This window comes from Microbacterium oleivorans, assembly GCF_001644225.1.
Taxonomy (GTDB): domain Bacteria; phylum Actinomycetota; class Actinomycetes; order Actinomycetales; family Microbacteriaceae; genus Microbacterium; species Microbacterium gawkjiense.
In genome coordinates this window covers 339,667-357,952 of sequence record NZ_LSTV01000005.1, presented here as the reverse complement: position 1 = coordinate 357,952, position 18,286 = coordinate 339,667, and the positions used below count along the sequence as shown (strand labels likewise).

13 protein-coding genes are annotated in these 18,286 nt (G+C 71.8%); 7 read left to right on the top strand and 6 right to left on the bottom strand.

Annotation, left to right across the window (positions count from 1 at the left end):
- Positions 1–57: 57 nt before the first annotated feature.
- From AYL44_RS13235 to AYL44_RS13225, 3 genes are read left to right on the top strand one after another with little or no spacing between them, the layout of a single operon-like run.
- Positions 58–1,848 carry an ABC-F family ATP-binding cassette domain-containing protein gene (locus tag AYL44_RS13235; protein WP_064003745.1) on the top strand — a complete coding sequence of 597 codons (1,791 nt, stop codon included), beginning with the start codon at positions 58–60 and terminating at the stop codon, positions 1,846–1,848.
- A 59-nt stretch (positions 1,849–1,907) separates the two neighbouring features.
- Complete coding sequence (locus tag AYL44_RS13230) at positions 1,908–6,599, top strand: ATP-dependent helicase (RefSeq protein WP_064003744.1); 4,692 nt, start codon at positions 1,908–1,910, stop codon at positions 6,597–6,599.
- A 9-nt stretch (positions 6,600–6,608) separates the two neighbouring features.
- A complete protein-coding gene (locus tag AYL44_RS13225; RefSeq protein WP_064003743.1) occupies positions 6,609–7,382 on the top strand; it encodes a DNA-formamidopyrimidine glycosylase family protein in 774 nt (257 codons plus the stop codon).
- A 7-nt stretch (positions 7,383–7,389) separates the two neighbouring features.
- On the opposite strand, the gene AYL44_RS13220 is transcribed toward AYL44_RS13225, so the two are convergent.
- Both AYL44_RS13220 and AYL44_RS13215 read right to left on the bottom strand, forming a co-directional pair.
- Entirely contained in the window at positions 7,390–7,689 is a 300-nt protein-coding gene (locus AYL44_RS13220) for a putative quinol monooxygenase (protein ID WP_290440563.1), read from the bottom strand.
- Positions 7,689–8,354 carry a YitT family protein gene (locus AYL44_RS13215; RefSeq protein WP_231872813.1) on the bottom strand — a complete coding sequence of 222 codons (666 nt, stop codon included), beginning with the start codon at positions 8,352–8,354 and terminating at the stop codon, positions 7,689–7,691. Before AYL44_RS13215 ends, AYL44_RS13220 begins: the two co-directional genes overlap by 1 nt.
- A 96-nt stretch (positions 8,355–8,450) precedes the next feature.
- Between AYL44_RS13215 and AYL44_RS13210 the strand changes: the two genes are divergently transcribed.
- From AYL44_RS13210 to AYL44_RS13195, 4 genes are all read left to right on the top strand, one after another.
- Positions 8,451–8,858, top strand: coding sequence for a transferase (locus AYL44_RS13210; protein ID WP_064003742.1), 408 nt, complete (start codon positions 8,451–8,453; stop codon positions 8,856–8,858).
- A 66-nt stretch (positions 8,859–8,924) separates the two neighbouring features.
- Entirely contained in the window at positions 8,925–9,455 is a 531-nt protein-coding gene (locus tag AYL44_RS13205) for a thermonuclease family protein (protein WP_064003741.1), read from the top strand.
- Between the two features lie 25 nt (positions 9,456–9,480).
- A complete protein-coding gene (locus AYL44_RS13200) occupies positions 9,481–10,203 on the top strand; it encodes a LysR family substrate-binding domain-containing protein (protein WP_064003740.1) in 723 nt (240 codons plus the stop codon).
- 42 nt (positions 10,204–10,245) lie between these two features.
- A complete protein-coding gene (locus AYL44_RS13195; RefSeq protein ID WP_064003739.1) occupies positions 10,246–10,971 on the top strand; it encodes a glutamine amidotransferase-related protein in 726 nt (241 codons plus the stop codon).
- 90 nt (positions 10,972–11,061) lie between these two features.
- Here AYL44_RS13195 and AYL44_RS13190 read toward each other — a convergent pair whose 3' ends face one another.
- From AYL44_RS13190 to glgX, 4 genes are all read right to left on the bottom strand, one after another.
- A complete protein-coding gene (locus AYL44_RS13190) occupies positions 11,062–11,880 on the bottom strand; it encodes a tryptophan-rich sensory protein (RefSeq protein ID WP_064003969.1) in 819 nt (272 codons plus the stop codon).
- A 79-nt stretch (positions 11,881–11,959) separates the two neighbouring features.
- Entirely contained in the window at positions 11,960–13,678 is a 1,719-nt protein-coding gene (gene treZ / locus AYL44_RS13185) for a malto-oligosyltrehalose trehalohydrolase (protein ID WP_064003738.1), read from the bottom strand.
- The gene (gene treY, locus AYL44_RS13180) at positions 13,675–16,023 is read right to left on the bottom strand and encodes a malto-oligosyltrehalose synthase (protein ID WP_064003737.1); all 2,349 of its coding nucleotides are present in this window, start codon (positions 16,021–16,023) and stop codon (positions 13,675–13,677) included. The genes treZ and treY overlap by 4 nt, the downstream gene beginning before the upstream one ends.
- The gene (gene glgX / locus AYL44_RS13175; RefSeq protein ID WP_064003736.1) at positions 16,023–18,233 is read right to left on the bottom strand and encodes a glycogen debranching protein GlgX; all 2,211 of its coding nucleotides are present in this window, start codon (positions 18,231–18,233) and stop codon (positions 16,023–16,025) included. The genes treY and glgX overlap by 1 nt, the downstream gene beginning before the upstream one ends.
- Positions 18,234–18,286: the final 53 nt, after the last annotated feature.

The following is an 18,286-nucleotide window of genomic DNA, read 5'->3' as shown; positions in this document are numbered from 1 at the left end:
GCTGCATCCGGACCGTCGACGCCGGCGTCCGCGCACCCCGCTCACAGGGAGGCGCTCATGCCCACCACTCTCACCTCCGCGGTCACCCTCGACCGCGTCACCTACGCCTGGCCCGACGGCACCGTCGCGCTGAGCGACGTGTCCGGCGCCTTCGGCGGCGGCCGCACCGGCCTCGTCGGCCGCAACGGCAGCGGCAAGTCGACACTGCTGAAACTCATCGCGGGGACCCTCGTCCCGGCATCCGGATCCATCTCGACGGCCGGACGCGTGGACCTGCTGCCGCAGCAGCTCACGCTCGACACTGGACGCCGCGTCGCCGATGTGCTCGGGATCGCGCCGGTGCTCGACGCCGTCCGTGCGATCGAGCGCGGCGACGTCGACGAGCGGCACTTCGACACCGTCGGCGACGACTGGGACGTCGAGGCGCGCGCGACGGCGGCCCTCGCCGAGGTCGGCCTGCCCGACGGGGCGCTCGACCGCCGTGTCGGCGAACTGTCGGGCGGCGAGGCGGTGCTCGCCGCGCTCGTCGGCGTGCGGCTGAGCGGCGCCGAGATTGCGCTGCTCGACGAGCCGACGAACAACCTCGACCGCGACGCGCGGGCGCGGGTGCACGAGCTCGTGCGCACCTGGCGCGGCACGCTGATCGTGGTCAGCCACGACGTCGCGTTGCTCGAGGAGCTCGACGACACCGCCGAACTCTACGAGCACGAGCTCTCGGTGTTCGGCGGCCCGTACTCCGCGTGGAAGGCGTGGCTCGACACCGAGCAGGCCGCGGCCGTGCAGGCCGAGACCGCCGCGCGGCAGCTGCTCCGGCGCGAGAAGCGCGACCGGCAGCAGGTCGAGTCGGCGATCGCCATGCGGAACGCGCACGGCAAGAAGCTCGCCGCGAAGAAGGCGGCGCCGAAGATCGTGCTGGGCGCCATGAAGCGCTCCGCCGAGGTCACTGCCGGCAAGCTCCGCGTCGAGGCCAACGAGAAGGTCGAGGCCGCCCGGGCCGCCGTCGACACCGCCGGCCGGCGCGTGCGCGACGACGACACCGTGCACATCGACCTGCCCGACCCCGGCGTCGGCACCGGTCGGCGCATCGCGACGATCGGCGACGGCGAGCGCTCCTGGACCATCCAGGGGCCCGAGCGCGTGGCGCTCGTCGGACCGAACGGCGCAGGCAAGACGACCCTGCTCGAGCGGCTCGTCGCCTCGGCGGGGGCCCGGGACGTGCCGTATTCAGTCTCCGTGGACGCGACGCGCGTTGAGGGCGCCGATACGGCGGGAACCGCGGGCGATGCCGGGGCGGCGGGACTGAATTCGGAACGCGGGGTGGCGGCGACCGCGGTGCCGAATGCAGGTTCAGCCGGCGGCGACGGGGGCGAAACGGGGTCGGATGCAGCTTCGGCCCTGCACTCGGCACATCACGACGTCACGGCCGAGGCGCACACCGACCGGATCGGATACCTGTCGCAGCGGGTCGACGGCCTCGACGAGGCCGCGTCGGTACTCGCGAACGTGCGCGCCGGGGCGCCGGGGGTCGGGGACGTCGAGCTGCGGAACCGGCTCGCCCGGTTCCTCATCCGCGGCGACACGGTCCTGCGGCCGGTGTCGGCGCTGTCGGGCGGCGAACGGTTCCGCGTCGCACTCGCCCGGCTGCTGCTCGCCGACCCGGCGCCGCACCTCGTGGTGCTGGACGAGCCGACGAACAACCTCGACCTCGACACGGTCGACCAGCTCGTCGACGCCGTCTCGGCGTATCGGGGCGCCGTGCTCGTGGTCAGCCACGACGACGCGTTCCTCGAGCGGATCGGTCCCGACCTCACGCTGGAACTGCGGGACGGCCGGATGACGGAGCTCTGACGCGCGGGCCGGGGCGCAAGCCCCGGCCCGATGTCGGTGGTCCGCGTGATGATAGGAGCATGGCGGACGTGCTCGAGCGCTTCAGTCCTGCGACGCAGGACTGGTTCCGCGGTGCCTTCCACGCCCCGACCGCGGCGCAGGCCGGCGCCTGGCAGGCGATCTCGGCGGGCAAGCACGCCCTCGTCGTCGCGCCCACCGGCTCGGGCAAGACGCTGTCGGCGTTCCTGTGGGCACTCGACCGCATCTTCCGCGACCGTGTCGCCGAGGCGCCGACGCAGGACGCGAAGCCGACCAAGAAGCGAGCGGATGCCGCATCCCCCCGTACGCGCGTCCTCTACGTCTCCCCGCTCAAGGCCCTCGGCGTCGACGTCGAGCGCAACCTCCGCTCCCCGCTGGTGGGCATCGGCCAGTCGGCCCGGCGGCTGGGGATGCCGGCGCCCGACGTCACGGTCGGCGTCCGATCCGGCGACACGCCCTCCGCCGACCGACGCCGTCTGCTCGCGGATCCGCCGGACATCCTCATCACGACGCCCGAGTCGCTGTACCTGATGCTGACCTCGCAGGCGGCCGAGACGCTGCGCGGCATCCACACCGTCATCGTGGACGAGGTCCACGCCGTCGCCGCGACCAAGCGCGGGGCCCACCTCGCCGTCAGCCTCGAGCGGCTCGACACCCTGCTCGACACCCCCGCCCAGCGCATCGGGCTGTCGGCGACGGTGCGTCCGATCGACGAGGTCGCGCGCTTCCTCGGCGGCGCGGCTCCGGTGGACATCGTCGCGCCGAAGGCGAGCAAGGCCTTCGACCTCTCGGTGGTCGTCCCGATCGACGACCTCACGAACCCGCCCCCGCCGCCGGGTGCGCCCGAGGAGGAGGCGCCCGTCGCGACCGATGACGACGATGACGGCGACGGCGGCAACTGGTACACGCCGCCGCAGTCGTCCGAGATGACGGGGTCGGTCTGGCCGCACGTCGAAGAGGCGATCGTCGACCGCATCCTCGCGCACCGCTCGACGATCGTGTTCTCGAACTCGCGCCGGCTCGCCGAGCGGCTGACCGGCCGGCTGAACGAGATCTACGCCGAGCGCGTCGGCATCGACGTGCCAGACCAGACGGTGCCCGCGGCAATGATGGCGCAGGCGGGCTCGTCGGCGGGCGTCGAGGCGATCCTCGCGAAGGCGCACCACGGTTCGGTGTCGAAGGAGCAGCGTGCGCAGGTCGAGGACGAGCTGAAGTCCGGCGCCCTCCGCTGCGTCGTGGCGACGAGTAGCCTCGAGCTCGGCATCGACATGGGCGCCGTCGACCTCGTCATCCAGGTCGAGGCGCCGCCGTCCGCGGCCTCCGGTCTGCAACGCGTCGGCCGCGCGGGCCACCAGGTCGGCGAGGTCAGCCGCGCCGCGCTCTTCCCCAAGCACCGGGGCGACGTGCTGCACACCGCGGTCGTGACCGAGCGGATGCTGGCGGGCCAGATCGAGGCGATCTCGGTGCCGCAGAACCCGCTCGACATCCTCGCGCAGCAGACGATCGCCGCCTCGGCCGTGGCCGTCCTCGACGTCGAGGGCTGGTTCGAGACGGTCAAGCGGTCGGCCCCGTTCCGCTCGCTGCCGCGCTCGGCGTACGAGGCGACGCTCGACCTGCTCGCGGGGCGTTATCCGTCCGACGCGTTCGCCGAACTGCGCCCCCGCGTCGTGTGGGATCGGGATGCCGGCACCATCACCGGGCGGCCCGGTGCGCAGCGCATTGCGGTGACGAGCGGTGGCACGATCCCCGATCGCGGACTGTTCGGCGTCTTCATCTCGGGCGAGGCCCGCAACGCGCGCGTCGGAGAACTCGACGAGGAGATGGTCTACGAATCGCGCGTCGGCGACGTCTTCACCCTCGGCACGACGAGCTGGCGCATCGTCGAGATCACCCACGACCGCGTCAACGTTCTGCCCGCGTACGGGCAGCCGGGCAAGCTGCCGTTCTGGCACGGCGACGGCCTCGGCCGCCCCGCCGAGCTCGGCGAAGCACTCGGCAAGTTCTCGCGCGAACTGTCGACGGCGAAGCCCGAGAAGGCGACCGAGCGACTGCGCGAGTCGGGCCTCGACGACAACGCGATCGGCAACCTGCTGGCCTACATCGGCGAGCAGCGCGAGGCGACCGGCAGCCTGCCCACCGACAAGACACTGACCGTCGAGCGGTCCCGCGACGAGGTCGGCGACTGGCGCGTCATCCTCCATTCCCCGTACGGCATGCACGTGCACGCCCCGTGGGCTCTGGCCGTCAACGCCCGCATCCGCGAGCGTCTCGGTGTCGAGGGCGCCGCCGTCGCCAGCGACGATGGGATCATCGCGCGCGTGCCAGACACCGACGCCGAGCCGCCGGGCGCAGAACTCTTCGTCTTCGACGCCGACGAGCTCGAGCAGCTCGTGACCTCCGAGGTCGGCGGCTCCGCGCTGTTCGCCTCGCGCTTCCGCGAGTGCGCCGCACGGGCCCTCCTCCTGCCGCGCCTCAACCCGAACAAGCGATCGCCTCTCTGGCAGCAGCGCCAGCGCTCCGCGCAACTGCTCGAGGTCGCGAAGGAGCACCCGACCTTCCCGATCATCCTCGAGACCCTGCGCGAGGTGCTGCAGGACGTCTACGACCTGCCCGCCCTGCTGCGCATCGCGCGGAGCATCGCGGACCGCCGCATCCGCCTCGTCGAGACGACGACGAGCTCACCTTCGCCGTACGCACGCGACCTGCTCTTCGGATATGTCGGGGCGTTCATGTACGAGGGCGATTCTCCCCTCGCCGAGCGTCGCGCGGCCGCGCTCTCGGTCGATCCGGCGCTGCTGAGCGAGCTGCTCGGCAAGATCGAGATGCGCGAACTGCTCGACCCGGGGGTCATCGAGCAGTACGAGCGCGAACTGCAGCGGCTCGACCCGACGCGGCGGGTGCGCGGCGTCGAGGGGGTCGCCGACTTGCTGCGTCTGCTCGGGCCGCTCTCGCCCGCCGAGGTCGCCGAGCGGCTTGAGGGCGCATCCGTCGATCCCGACGCGCCGGCGCCGGCCGCGACCGAAGCGGATGCCGCGGCCCTCCTCGACGAGCTCGTCGAGGCACGCCGGGCGATCCGCGTCACGTTCGGCGGCGTCGCACGCGTCGCGGGCATCGAGGACGCGGGCCGCCTGCGCGACGCCCTCGGGGCGGCGCTGCCCGTCGGCATCCCGACCGCCTTCCTCGAACCGGTCGCCGATCCGCTCGCCGACCTCGTCGCCCGGTACGCCCGCACACACGGCCCGTTCCGCACCTCCGACGTCGCGACCCGCCTCGGCGTCGGCGGTGCGGTCGCGCGCCAGACGCTGCAGCGACTCGAGGCGCAGGGGCGCCTGGCGAGCGGATTCTTCCTGCCCGCCGACTCCGCGCACACCGACGACCTGGAATGGTGCGACAGCGAGGTGCTGCGCCGGATCCGGATGCGGTCGCTCGCCGCGATCCGCGGCAGCGTCGAACCCGTCGCCCCCGACGCGCTCGGCCGCTTCCTGCCGGTCTGGCAGCATCTGACGCGTCCGCTCGAGGGGGTCGACGGGGTGCTCGCCGTCGTCGAGCAGCTGGCGGGTGTGCCGCTGCCGGCGAGCGCGTGGGAGTCCCTCATCCTCCCCTCGCGCGTCCGCGACTACTCCCCCGCACTGCTCGACGAGCTCACCGCGACCGGCGAGGTGCTGTGGTCGGGTCACGGCTCGCTGCCCGGTCGGGACGGCTGGGTCGCCCTGCACCCCGCCGATGCGGCATCCCTCACCCTGCAGGTGCCCGAGGACGAGCCCACGCCGTTCGAGCAGTCGATCCTCGACGCGCTCAGCGCGGGCGGCGCGTACTTCGCGTCGCAGCTCGCCGGGATGGTCGAGGCCCCGAACGAGCAGTCCGTCATCGACGCGCTGTGGAATCTCACCTGGTCGAGGCGAGTCACGAACGATACATTCGCCCCGGTCCGCGGCCTGCTCGGCGGCGGGTCACAGGCCCACCGCGTGACCCGACGCACGCCGCGCACGCGCATGTTCCGCGGCACGCCGATCGCGGCCGCCGCACGTCCCGCACCGCAGCGTCCCGCGATGGTGGGCGGGCGATGGTCGCTGCTGCCGACGCCCGACTCCGACGCGACGCTGCGGGCGACGGCGACGGCCGGTCTGCTGCTCGAGCGCTACGGCGTCGTCACGCGCGGCTCGGTGCAGTCCGAGGGCGTGCCCGGCGGGTTCGCGCAGGTCTACCGGATCCTCGCCGGATTCGAGGATGCCGGGCACTGCCGCCGCGGCTACTTCGTCGAGAAGCTGGGCGCCGCCCAGTTCGCGACGTCCGCCACCGTCGACCGGTTGCGCGAGTTCGCGTCGGTGCCCGAGCCCGCGCCGCTCACGGCACGGACCCTCGCGGCGACCGACCCGGCGAACCCATACGGTGCGGCGCTCAACTGGCCCGCGCTCGAGGGTGTGAACCACCGGCCCGGGCGCAAGGCGGGCGGGCTCGTCGTTCTCGTGGACGGCGCCCTCGTGCTGTACCTCGAGCGCGGCGGGCGCACGGCGCTGGCCTTCACCGACGACGAGGAGGTCCTCGCCGCCGCCGCCCGCAGCCTCGTCGACACCGCCCGCGCGCGGAAGCTCGACACCCTCACGATCGAGCAGGTCAGCGGCGCATTCGTCTACACAACCGCCGCTGGCCGCGCCCTGCGCGACGCCGGGTTCGTCGAATCGCCGAAGGGCCTCACGCTGCGGCGCGGGGCTCGCGAGCCGCAGCGAGCGTAGGGAGGCCGGATGCCCGAGGGCGACACCGTCTTCCGCGCCGCGCGGAAGCTGCACGAGGCACTCGCCGGCCACGAGGTGACCCGTTTCGAGGTGCGGGTGCCGCGCAGCGCGACCGTCGACCTGCGCGGCGAGACCGTGCGCGAGGTCGTCCCCCGCGGCAAGCACCTCCTCATGCGCATCGGCGCGCAGACCCTGCACTCGCACCTCAAGATGGAGGGTCGCTGGCACGTCTACCGGCCCGGGCAGAAATGGCGCGCGCCCGCGTTCCAGGCGCGTGCGATCGTCGGGACGAGACCCGCGGATGCCGTCGGTTTCGAGCTCGCCATGGTCGAGGTCCTGCCGACCGCCGACGAGGGCCGCGTCGTCGGGCACCTGGGGCCTGATCCGCTCGCCGCCGACTGGGATGCCGCAGAGGCGGTGCGCCGGGTCGCCGCCGACGAACGGGCGATCCACGTCGCACTGCTCGACCAGCGGAACGTGGCCGGGTTCGGCAACGAGTACGCCAACGAGCTGCTGTTCGTGCGCGGCATCCGTCCTACCGCCCTCGCGCGGGACGTCGACGTGGCGGGACTCATCGACACCGGGGTGCGGATGATCCGCGCGAACCGCGACCGGCAGGGGCGGACGTTCACGGGCGACAACCGCCCCGGCAAGCAGACGTGGGTCTACGGGCGCGGCGGCAAGCCGTGCCGCCGGTGCGGCACCCTCATCCAGGGGTCCGAGCTCGGGGCGCGCGCGACGAGCGAGCGGATCGTCTTCTGGTGCCCCGTCTGCCAGCCGTGACGGGGGCTCACTCCTCGGGTGGCAACCCTTCGATGCGGTAGCGACGTTCGATGCCCGCCGTCGCGCGGCCCCACTCGCTCTCCGCCGTGCGACGCTGGTGCGCGCGGAACGCCTGCGCGTCGGTGAAGAGCTCCTCGACCGACCATGCGCGACCCCCGCCAAGCGGCGTGATCTCGAACAGCAGGCACCCGGGCTCGGCCCGCGTGCGCTCGATGTGCGCGTCGAGGTGGCGACGCACGGCATCCGCTTCTTCCTGCGTGTGGCAGATCATGCGGCCCGACAGACGGACACCTCCGATGTCGACCATCAGTGACCGATGTACCGGCCGGGCCGGTGGTTGAGGGCGAGCACGAGGTTCAGCACGACCGCGCCCGCCGCGCTGAGCAGGACGTTCGGCCACGGGACCACGAGGAGGGCGAGCAGGATGACGAGGACATCGAAGACCATCATGGTCCACCCGACGCGGATGCCGGTCGCATCCTGGATGATCAGTGCCACGACGTTGACGCCGCCGAGGCTCGCGCCGTGGCGGAAGACGATGAGCAGCCCGATGCCGGCGAGGAGGTTCCCGGCGACGGTGCCGAAGATCGGGTCGATGCGCTCGACGACGAAGAAGTGCTCGATGAGCACCGAGAACCCCGAGACGGCGCCGATGCAGACGAAGGTGCGGAGCGCGAAGTCCCAACCGCGCTTCCAGACGGCCAGGATGCCGAAGGGCAGGTTGACGACCGCGAACAACGCCCAGAAGGGCCATTCCACGGCGTAGTTCAGCAACAGGGAGAGCCCGGCGGTGCCGCCGGTGACGGCCGTGCTGAGGTGCAGCAGGAACAGTCCGAGCGACACGGTGAAGGTGCCCGTGGCGAGCCCGACGACATCGTCCAGCCACGAATGCGGGGCGGCCTTCTGCTCGAACACGAGCGACGGACCGGTCTCGGGAGCGGCGGAGTCGATCGGGTGTGCGGGCGCGGTCACCGAATCAGGTTACCCAGCCCAGGTCAACCCCATGATTTCGGTGGTCGCAGGGGAATGAAATGCCTTGTGGGACGTTGTATCCGTCAAGGAGGACCCGTGGGCAAGAACTACATCGACATCGAGAACGACCGAGGCGAGACGCTGCGCTACCGCAAGCACGCCAACGGACGTGGCTTGATCGCGAACGGCGCCAAGGTGCACCCGAGCGCGGTCGTCGAAGCGGGCGCCTACGTCGAACCGGGAGCGCAGATTGCGGCCGGGGCACGGATCGGACGCGGCGTCTGGATCGAACCCGATGCCATGATCGGCCCGAACGCCGAGATCGCACCGCACGCGCACATCGGCCCGGGCGCCGTGATCGGCGCGGGCGCGAAAATCGGCGTGCGCTGCTTCGTCGGGGCGGGCGCCCGTGTGGCGAACGAGTCGCTGATCGGCGACGACGAGAGCATCGGCGACGGCGAGCGTGTCGCGACCGACCGTCGCGGGCTGCGACTGGCGGCCTGACCTGATCGGACGACCCGACCCTCACCCGGTCGGGCCGTTGTCCGTGCCGCGGGTTAGCCTCGGCGGGTGAGTACTCCCCGGTCGCGTCGTGTCGTCCTCGCGGCCGTGATCGGGTTGCTGGTGGTCGCCGGGGTATGGGTGGCGTGGTTCGCTGTGCCCCGGCCCGCTGGTGTCCCCGAGCCCGCTGGTGTTCCCGAGGACGCGGTTGCCTACACGGTTGAACGGGTCGTCGACGGCGACACCCTCGTCGCGCGAGGGCCGGACGGCGAGGTGCGTGTGCGCCTCATCGGCATCGACACCCCCGAGGCGCGACCCGAACCGGAGTGCGGAGCGGATGCCGCGACCGCCCGGCTGCGCGAACTCGCCCCCGACGGGAGCCGCGTCTGGGCGACCGCCGACCGGGAGCCGGTCGACCGGTACGACCGGGCGCTGCGCTACCTCTGGACGCCCGACGGGGTGTTCGTCAACAAGACGCTCGTCGCCGAGGGCCACGCCGAGACCCTTCGCATCCCGCCGAACACGCGCTATGCGACGCGGTTCGCCGACGCGCAGCGCACCGCCGAGGCGGAGGGCATCGGCCGGTGGGGGTCGTGCTGAGACCCGCGCGGCTACGCTGACAGGCATGGCGACACGCGGCGGACCCCACCGCAAGGCCGGCCGCCCCGGCCCGGGGAAGGCGTCGGCCAAGCCGAAGTCGCCGGCGAAGCCGCGCCCGAAGGCCGTGCCGGAGCCGGCGACCGTCGCGGCACCTCCCGCGGGACCGTTCCGGCTGGGCGCCGTGCCCGGCGCGACGCCCGGCAAGTGGATCGACACCTGGAAGACGCGGATGCCGCGCACGCCGCTCGAGCTCGTCCCCCTGCTCGTCGCGGAGCAGCGCACCGCGTTCATCCGAGGCGAGGTCGACGCCGCGATCGTGCGGTTGCCGATCGACCGGGACGGGCTGCACGTCATCCCTCTGTACGAGGAGACGACGGTCGTCGTGTGCGCCGCGGACTCGCACCTGACCGCCGCCGATGAGCTGACCGTCGAGGACCTCGCCGGCGAGGTGCGGATCGTCCCGCGCGACGATGTGCTCGGCGTCGACCTGCCGGGAACCGAGGCGCCCCGCTTCGCCGCACCTGCGACGACGGGCGAGGCGATCGAGACCGTCGCCGCCGGCGTCGGTATCGTCATCGTGCCGATGTCCCTCGCACGGCTGCATCACCGCAAGGACGTGACGTTCCGCCCGCTCGCGGGGGCCCCGGCATCCGCTGTCGCCCTGGCGTGGCCGGCGGACGGGACGACCGAGCTGGTCGATGCGTTCGTGGGCATCGTGCGGGGCCGCACCGCCAACTCGTCCCGCTGACACACGGCGTTCGGCCTCCGACCGGGCATTTAGACTGGACGGATGGCCCCGCTCGTCTACCTCTGCGTGCGCCCGCAGGTGGATGCCGCGGACGGCGAGTACGCGTCGTTTCAGCACGCGATGGGCGTGGACGAGACCGGGCTCGAGCGGTGGAACCTCGTCGAGGACGACCTGCCCGCCGACGCGTTCACCCGGTGGCGCGGGTTCGTCGTGGGCGGGAGCCCGTACAACACGACCGATCCCGCCGACACGAAGCCGGTGGAGCAGCGGCGGATCGAGGCGGGCCTCGGTGAGGTCGCGGAGGCTGCCGCGGCGGGCCGGACGACCGCGCTGTTCACGTGCTTCGGGATCGGGGTCGCCTCGCGCGCGTTGGGCGGCGAGGTGACGCGGGACTATCCGGAGGGGACGGGGCCCACCGGCATCCGTCTCACCGACGATGGTCGTCGCGATCCGCTGTTCGGCGACCTGGCGCCGGAGTTCAGCGCGCTGACGGCGCACAAGGAGGGCACCGCGCGGTTGCCCGGGGGTGCCGTGCTGCTCGCCACGAACGACGACTGCCCGGTGCAGGCGTATCGGCTGGGCGAGCGGCTGTACGCGACGCAGTTCCACCCCGAGCCGACCGGGGTCGCTTTCACGGAGCGGATGACGATCTACCGCAACCACGGCTACTTCGACGCGGACGAGTACGACGCCGTCGCGGCGCACGTGCTGTCGGCCGACCTCGCAGAGCCGCAGCGCCTGTTGCGCCGTTTCGCCGCGATGTTCTGACCCGGTCGCGGGGCACCTGCACGACGCGTGGGGCGGGTGTGCACGCGCGACCCGCGTGAGGCGACACCGGCCTCAGCGCCCGTGCGGACGTCAGGCGCGGGCGAGGGCGAGTTCGCCGCGGCGTCCGCGGATCCAGAGCGCGATCGGGACGAGCACGACGACGGCGGCCGCGATGAACGCCGCGATGGCGATCGGGGTCGACTGGGGCTCGCTGACGGTGCGGCCGACGCCGATCCAGAGCAGGCCCCACGCCGAGGCGAGGGCCGGGGCGAGGCGGCCGCCCGTGCCGATCGCGCTGGCCGCGGCGATGAGGGCGACGACGATGAGGACGGCGACGCCCCACGCGTTCGCGGCCTGACCCCACGACTCGGGGGCGACCTCGGTCGTGAGCCAGGCTGTCGTGTTGGCGACCGTTGCCAGCGTCACCCACCCCAGGTGGAGCCCCACGGTGACGTCCGTGAAGAACGTCTCGGCCACCGTCCGCGGCGGGTTCAGGACGAGCAGACGCATGGTCCAGCCGAGCGCGACGAGGAGCGCGACGATCGTCACGACGGTCAGCAGGAGCGTCGTGTACTGGGCCGCGAGCAGCCACAGACCGTTGAGGACGGCCGTCAGGGCGATCGGGTAGCCGACGCGACGCTGACGATCGCTGCCGCGCTGCGAGGGCAGCGCCTGCCACACCGTGTACGCGATCATGAACGTGTAGATGACGCTCCAGATCGAGAACGCGGAGCTCGCCGGCGCGAGCACGGTCGAGGTCGCGGAGAGCGCACCGTCCTGCAGATCCTGCACCGGGGTACCGCCGAAGACGCCCGAGCCGAACAGCGCGGCGATGATCATGAACGACACCGCCGAGATGACGACGATCTGACGCGTCAGGTCGGAGGAGCGGGATGCGGTGGAGCTCATCATGCCGCCACGGTACGTCGCGACGACGCGGCGCAGCGAGCTCTTGACAGTCGGATGCCGGGGCGCAGGCGCCGCAGCATCACTCCCCGATGACGACCGCGGAGTCCGGCGCGACGACGAGTCGATCGCCCTCGCGACCGGGGTCGGTCGACGCGATCCAGACGTCGCCGCCCGGCACGTCCCAGGGCTCGCTCGACAGGTTCACGACCACGCGCGCACCGCCGCGTTGGAGCACGTACCGGTGGCCCGACGCCGTCGGCAGCACCTCGGCATCCCGCCCACCCGGACCGGGATGCGTCAGCTCGGGGCGCGAACGCCGCAGCTCGGCCAGCCGCCGGTACAGATCCAGCAGCCGCGAGTGATCGCCGACCTCGAGCTCCGACCAGTCCAGCTTCGACCGCTCGAACGTCGCCGGCTCGTTCGGATGCGGCACGATGCTCTCGTCCCAGCCCATCTTGACGAACTCCTCGATGCGTCCCTTCGCGGTCGCCTCGGCGAGCTCCGGCTCGGGGTGCGACGTGAAGAACTGCCACGGCGTCGACGCCCCCCACTCCTCCCCCATGAACAGCATCGGCGTGCCAGGAGCCGTCAGCGTCAGCACCGCCGCCACCGCCAGCCGATCCGTCGACAGCGTCGCCGTCAACCGGTCGCCCGCCGCACGGTTGCCGATCTGGTCGTGATCCTGCGCGTAGGTGACGAGCCGCCAGGATGCCGACTCCTCGGGCACCGGCTTGCCGTGATCGCGCTCCCGGAACGACGAGTACGTCCCGTCGTGGAAGAAGCCCTTCGTCCACACCTTCGGCAGCGCCTCCGGATCGGCGAAGTCCTCGTAGTAGCCCACCGTCTCGCCCGTCAGAGCGACGTGCACGGCGTGATGCCAGTCGTCCGACCACTGCGCCGTCAGACCGTACCCGTCGGCCTCGCGCGGCAGGAACATCACCGGATCGTTCATGTCGCTCTCTGCGATCAGCGTCAACGGACGCCCGACGTGCGCGCTCAGCGCATCGGTCCGCTCCGCGATCTCCTGCAGGATGTGCACCGGCTGCGCGCCCGACTCGTGCAGCGCGTGCACGGCGTCCAGACGCAGACCGTCGACGTGGAAGTCCCGCATCCACATCAGCGCGTTCTCCACGATGAATGACCGCACGGCCGCCTCATCCAGGTTCAGACTGTCGCCCCACGTGTTCCGCGACCCGTCCCGCAGGTACGGCCCGTACTCCGGCAGGTAGTTTCCGCTCGGACCCAGGTGGTTGTAGACGACGTCCTGGATGACCGCGAGACCCCCGGCGTGCGCGGCATCCACGAACCGCTGATAAGCGGCCGGCCCGCCGTAGGTCTCCTGCACGGCGTACCACAGCACACCGTCGTAGCCCCAGTTGTGGGTGCCGTTGAAGGCGTTCACGGGCAGCAGCTCGATGTGCGTCACCCCGATGTCGATCAGGTGGTCGAACCGGGCGATCGCGGCATCCAGCGTTCCCTCGGGTGTGAACGTCCCCAGGTGCAGCTCGTAGATCAGCCCGCCAGCGAGCTGACGCCCCGTCCACGCGTCATCCGTCCACGAGAAGGATGCCGCGTCGAACCACGCCGACGCCTCATGCACTCCGCGCGGCTGCCGCCGCGACCGGGGATCCGGCCGCAGGTCGTCGCCGTCGCCCAGCACGAAGCCGTACTCGTCGCCTTCCGCGAGCGCGACGTCGGCGCGCCACCAGCCGTCGCCGGCCGCGACCATCGCCACGTCGTCCTTCCCGGGACGGCGCAGCCGCACCCGCTCGACCCGCGGAGCCCAGACCTCGATCACGATGCGTTCCCCTCGATGACATCCGTCGGCGCCAGCAGCGCGACGGGATAGGTGTCCAGCAGATCGGCCAGGCGCACGCGCCCACCCTCGACACGTCGGCCGGTCAGCACGTCGACCATCGCGCCCGTGCGGGTCAGCAGCTCGGTGTCGCCCCAGCCGCCGCGCGCGGCGAGACCGGCGGGCAGGCGCGTCGCCACCGCGACGACTCCGCCGCGGTCGAACGCGACCGTGTGGTCGGCGGCCTCGCCCACCGCCGCCATCGGCGTGTACCGCGTGAACAGCTCCGGGTGGTCGCGCTTCAGCCGCAGCGCGCGCGACACCACGAGCAGCTTCGCCGCGCCCGAGCCGTCGACCGGCGGCATCCATCCCTCGTCGAGACGCGCGAGAAGCCGGCGACGCTCTGCGAAGTCGACCTCGCGGCGATTGTCGGGATCGACGAGCGAGTGGTCCCACAGCTCGGTGCCCTGGTAGACATCGGGCACGCCAGGTCCCGCCAGCTGCAGCAGCTTCAGCGACAGCGAATTCGACCGGCCGAGCGGCGCGATCTCGTCGACGAACCCTTCGACGATGGCCCGCGCATCGCCGAAGGCGGCGTCGACGAGGTGGTGCATCTTCTCTTCGAACGCCTCGTCGGGCTCCGACCAGGTCGTGCTGTTCCCGGCTTCGCGCGACGCCTTCTCGGCGTACGCGTGCAGCCGCTCGCGCGACGCGGGCCACGCCCCCACGATCGCCTGCCACAGCAGGTTGTCGAACGGTCCGTCACCCGTGGACGAGACCTCGCGCAGCGCGCCGAGCACGTCGGCCCACCGCTCCGGCATCTCGGCGAGCACCGACAACCGTGCACGCACGTCCTCGCTGCGCTTCGTATCGTGCGTCGACAGCGACGTCATCGCCGCGGGCCACGCCGCCTGACGATGAGCGGATGCCGCGTGGAACCCCTCGGCATCCACCGCCCACTCCGTCGGGTCCCCGCCCACCTCGGTGAGCGTGCCCAGTCGGGTGAACCGGTAGAAGGTCGTGTCCTCGACGCCCTTCGCCATGACGGGACCGGTCGTCTGCATGAACCGTCGCGTGAACTCCGCCTCGGGCTCCGCGACCAGCCGGGCCGCGATCGCCTCGAACGCGGCGGCGAGCTCGGGGCGCCGCCCCGACGCCAGCGCGACCGCCGCGTCGAGCTCCTCGGCCCCCGCCGGCAGGTACGCGCGGTACACCGGGAACGCCGCGAGCAGCTCGGCGAGCGCGTCGAGCCACTGCTCGTCCGACGCTCCGCCGCGCTCGGCGGCAGGCACGAGGGCCGCGAGCCGCAGCACCTCGGCGTGCAGCCCGTCGGTCGCCCAGGCGAGCTTCGCCTCGTGCATCATGTCGGCGTAGTCGGCGTCCTGGCCGCCCCGCAGCCGGGCGTCGAGCTCGGTCAGCGCCTGCTCGCCGGCCGGATCGATCAGTACACGGTCGAGCACCGCCATCGCGTCGTACCCGGTCGTGCCGTCGGTCGCCCACCACGCGGGCAGCTCCTCACCGTGCTCGAGGATCTTCTCGACGAGCACGTACGCGCCACCGGTGGCATCCGCCAGCAGGTCGAGGTATCCGCCCGGGTCGGCCAGGCCGTCGGGGTGGTCGACCCGCAAGCCGTCGGCGAGGCCCTCTCGGATCCACCGCACGATCTCGACGTGCGAAGCGTCGAAGACAGCCGGGTCCTCGACGCGCACACCCGCGAGCGTCGTCACGGCGAAGAAGCGCCGGTAGTTGAGCTCCGCGTCGCCGCGCCGCCAGAACAGCAGCTCATAGTGCTGCCGGGCGAGCACGTCGCGCACGTCGCCCTCATCGGTGCCGTCGGCCAGCGGGAACTCGTGGTCGAAGTACCGCACGACTCCCGCTGCGGCGTCGACCTCGATCTCGCCGTCGTCGATCGCCTGCTCGAGCTCACGACCCAGCACCGGCAGCCGCAACCGCCCGCCGAGCGCCCAGTTGATGTCGAACGCCGCCGCGTGCGGCGAGTCCTGACCGCGCCGCAGCACGTCCCACCACCACGGGTTCTCCCGCGGGGCGGACACGCCCTGATGGTTCGGCACGATGTCGATGAGGATGCCGAGGTCCGCCGCGCGAGCGGCGTCGGCGAACCGCTGCAGACCCTCCGGGCCGCCCCGGTCGGGGTCGACGACGGTCGGATCGGTCACGTCGTAGCCGTGGTCCGAGCCGCTCGTCGCCTGCAGGATCGGCGACAGGTAGGCCCAGTCGACGCCGAGGTCGCGCAGGTAGTCGGTGAGCTCGGCCGCGGCATCCAGGTCGAAACCCTTGCGGATCTGCAGCCGGTACGTCGACCGGGGAGTGCTCCGTCGCCCGGTCATCAGTGGGGCAGCTCGATCTGCGGCGCCTCAGCGGGGATCACGTCGATCGCGCCCGTCAGGGCGGCGAGCGACGCCGCGACCGACGGGTCCGGCTCGACCGTTTCGTCCTCGTGGTCGCGCAGGACGACGAGCGCACGACCACCGACCGAGACGGTGCCGCCCGGGTCGACGAGGGGGGCGTCGGCCGCACCGCCGGCGGTGTCGACGATCACCTCCCAGCGGGGGCTCGCCGACGCGGTCGGCACCGTGAAGTCGATGTCCTCGTCGCTCGCGTTGAAGAACACGAAGAAGTGACGGTCGTGAATCTCCTCGCCGCGACGGTCGCGTTCGCGGATGCCGTCGCCGTTGAGGAACACGCCGACCGCGCGCCCGAACCCGGAGTCCCAGTCCTCGGGCTGCATCTCGGACCCGTCGGGGCGGATCCACGCGATGTCGGGGAGCGGCGCCCCCTCTTCGCGGCGCACCGGTCGGCCGTCGAAGAACCGCCGACGCCGGAACGTCGGGTGGTCGCGCCGCAACCGGGCGAGCACCGAGGTGAACTCGATGAGCGGCTGGTCGACGGAGCTCCAGTCGATCCAGGTGATCTCGTTGTCCTGCGCGTACCCGTTGTTGTTGCCGCCCTGCGTGCGGCCGAGCTCGTCGCCGTGCGCGATCATCGGCACGCCCTGGCTCAGCAGCAGCGTCGCGAGGAAGTTCCGCTGCTGCCGCGCCCGCACCCGCAGGATGTCGGGGTCGTCGGTCGGCCCCTCGACGCCGTGGTTGTAGGAGCGGTTGTGCGATTCGCCGTCGTTGCCGTCCTCGCCGTTGGCGTCGTTGTGCTTCTCGTTGTACGAGACGAGGTCGCGCAGCGTGAACCCGTCGTGCGCCGTGACGAAGTTGATGGATGCCACCGGCCACCGCCCGTCCTGCTCGTACAGGTCGGCCGACCCCGTCAGGCGCAGCGCGAATTCGCCGAGCGTCGAGGGCTCGCCGCGCCAGAAGTCGCGGACGGTGTCGCGGTACTTGCCGTTCCACTCCGTCCACTGCGGGGGGAAGTTGCCGACCTGGTACCCGCCGGGGCCGATGTCCCACGGCTCGGCGATCAGCTTGACCTGGCTGACCACCGGGTCCTGCTGCACGAGCTCGAAGAAGGTCGACAGACGGTCGACGTCGTAGAACTCGCGGGCGAGGGTCGAGGCGAGGTCGAAACGGAAGCCGTCGACGTGCATCTCGAGCACCCAGTAGCGCAGCGAGTCCATGATCAGCTGCAGCGCGTGCGGGTTGCCGACGTTGAGGCTGTTGCCCGTGCCGGTGTAGTCGGTGTAGTACCGCTTGTCGTCGTCTTCGAGCCGGTAGTACGCCATGTTGTCGATGCCGCGCATCGAGAGCGTCGGGCCCATGTGGTTGCCCTCGGCGGTGTGGTTGTAGACCACGTCGAGGATGACCTCGATGCCCGCGGCGTGCAGCGCCCGCACCATCGCCTTGAACTCCTGCACCTGCTGGCCGACGCCGCCGCCCGCCGAGTACGTGTTCTGCGGGGCGAAGAAGGCGATCGTGTTGTAGCCCCAGTAGTTCGAGAGGCCCTTCTCCTGCAGCGTGGAGTCGTTGACGAACTGGTGCACCGGCATGAGCTCGAGCGCCGTGACGCCGATCTTCTTGAGGTGCTCGATGACGACGGGGTGCGCGATCGCGCTGTACGTGCCGCGGATGTCTTCGGGGATGTCGGGGTGCGTCATCGTGAGGCCCTTGACGTGCGCCTCGTAGATGACGGTCTCGGCATAGGGGGTCTTCGGCTGCCGGTCGCCCTGCCAGTCGAAGAAGGGGTTGACGACGACGCCCTTCATGTTGGCCGCGGCCGAGTCCTCGTCATTGGTCGAGTCGGGGTCGCCGAACGTGTAGCTGAAGACCGACTGCCCCCACTCGACCTGGCCGTCGACGGCCTTGGCGTAGGGGTCGAGGAGCAGCTTGTTCGGGTTGAAGCGGCATCCGTTCGCGGGGTCGTACGGGCCGTACACGCGGTAGCCGTACCGCTGCCCCGGCTGCACCGACGGCAGATACGCGTGCCACACGAACGCGTCGACGTCGATCAGCTCGACGCGCGTCTCCTCGCCGTTCTCGTCGAACAGGCAGAGCTCGACCTTCTCGGCGCCCTCGCTGAACAGGGCGAAGTTCGTCCCATTGCCGTCGAAGGTCGCTCCCAGGGGGTAAGCGGAACCGGGCCAAACCTGCATGCGAACTCCCGTGATAGGTGGAAGGCCACACTACCCAGGGGGCGTGACCGGTC

Coding starts and splice junctions, on each gene's coding strand:
- AYL44_RS13235 (WP_064003745.1), top strand. CDS start 58: ATGCCCACCACTCTCACCTCCGCGGTCACCCTCGACCGCGTCACCTAC.
- AYL44_RS13230 (WP_064003744.1), top strand. CDS start 1,908: ATGGCGGACGTGCTCGAGCGCTTCAGTCCTGCGACGCAGGACTGGTTC.
- AYL44_RS13225 (WP_064003743.1), top strand. CDS start 6,609: ATGCCCGAGGGCGACACCGTCTTCCGCGCCGCGCGGAAGCTGCACGAG.
- AYL44_RS13220 (WP_290440563.1), bottom strand. CDS start 7,689: ATGGTCGACATCGGAGGTGTCCGTCTGTCGGGCCGCATGATCTGCCAC.
- AYL44_RS13200 (WP_064003740.1), top strand. CDS start 9,481: ATGGCGACACGCGGCGGACCCCACCGCAAGGCCGGCCGCCCCGGCCCG.
- AYL44_RS13195 (WP_064003739.1), top strand. CDS start 10,246: ATGGCCCCGCTCGTCTACCTCTGCGTGCGCCCGCAGGTGGATGCCGCG.
- AYL44_RS13190 (WP_064003969.1), bottom strand. CDS start 11,880: ATGAGCTCCACCGCATCCCGCTCCTCCGACCTGACGCGTCAGATCGTC.
- treY (WP_064003737.1), bottom strand. CDS start 16,023: ATGACCGGGCGACGGAGCACTCCCCGGTCGACGTACCGGCTGCAGATC.
- glgX (WP_064003736.1), bottom strand. CDS start 18,233: ATGCAGGTTTGGCCCGGTTCCGCTTACCCCCTGGGAGCGACCTTCGAC.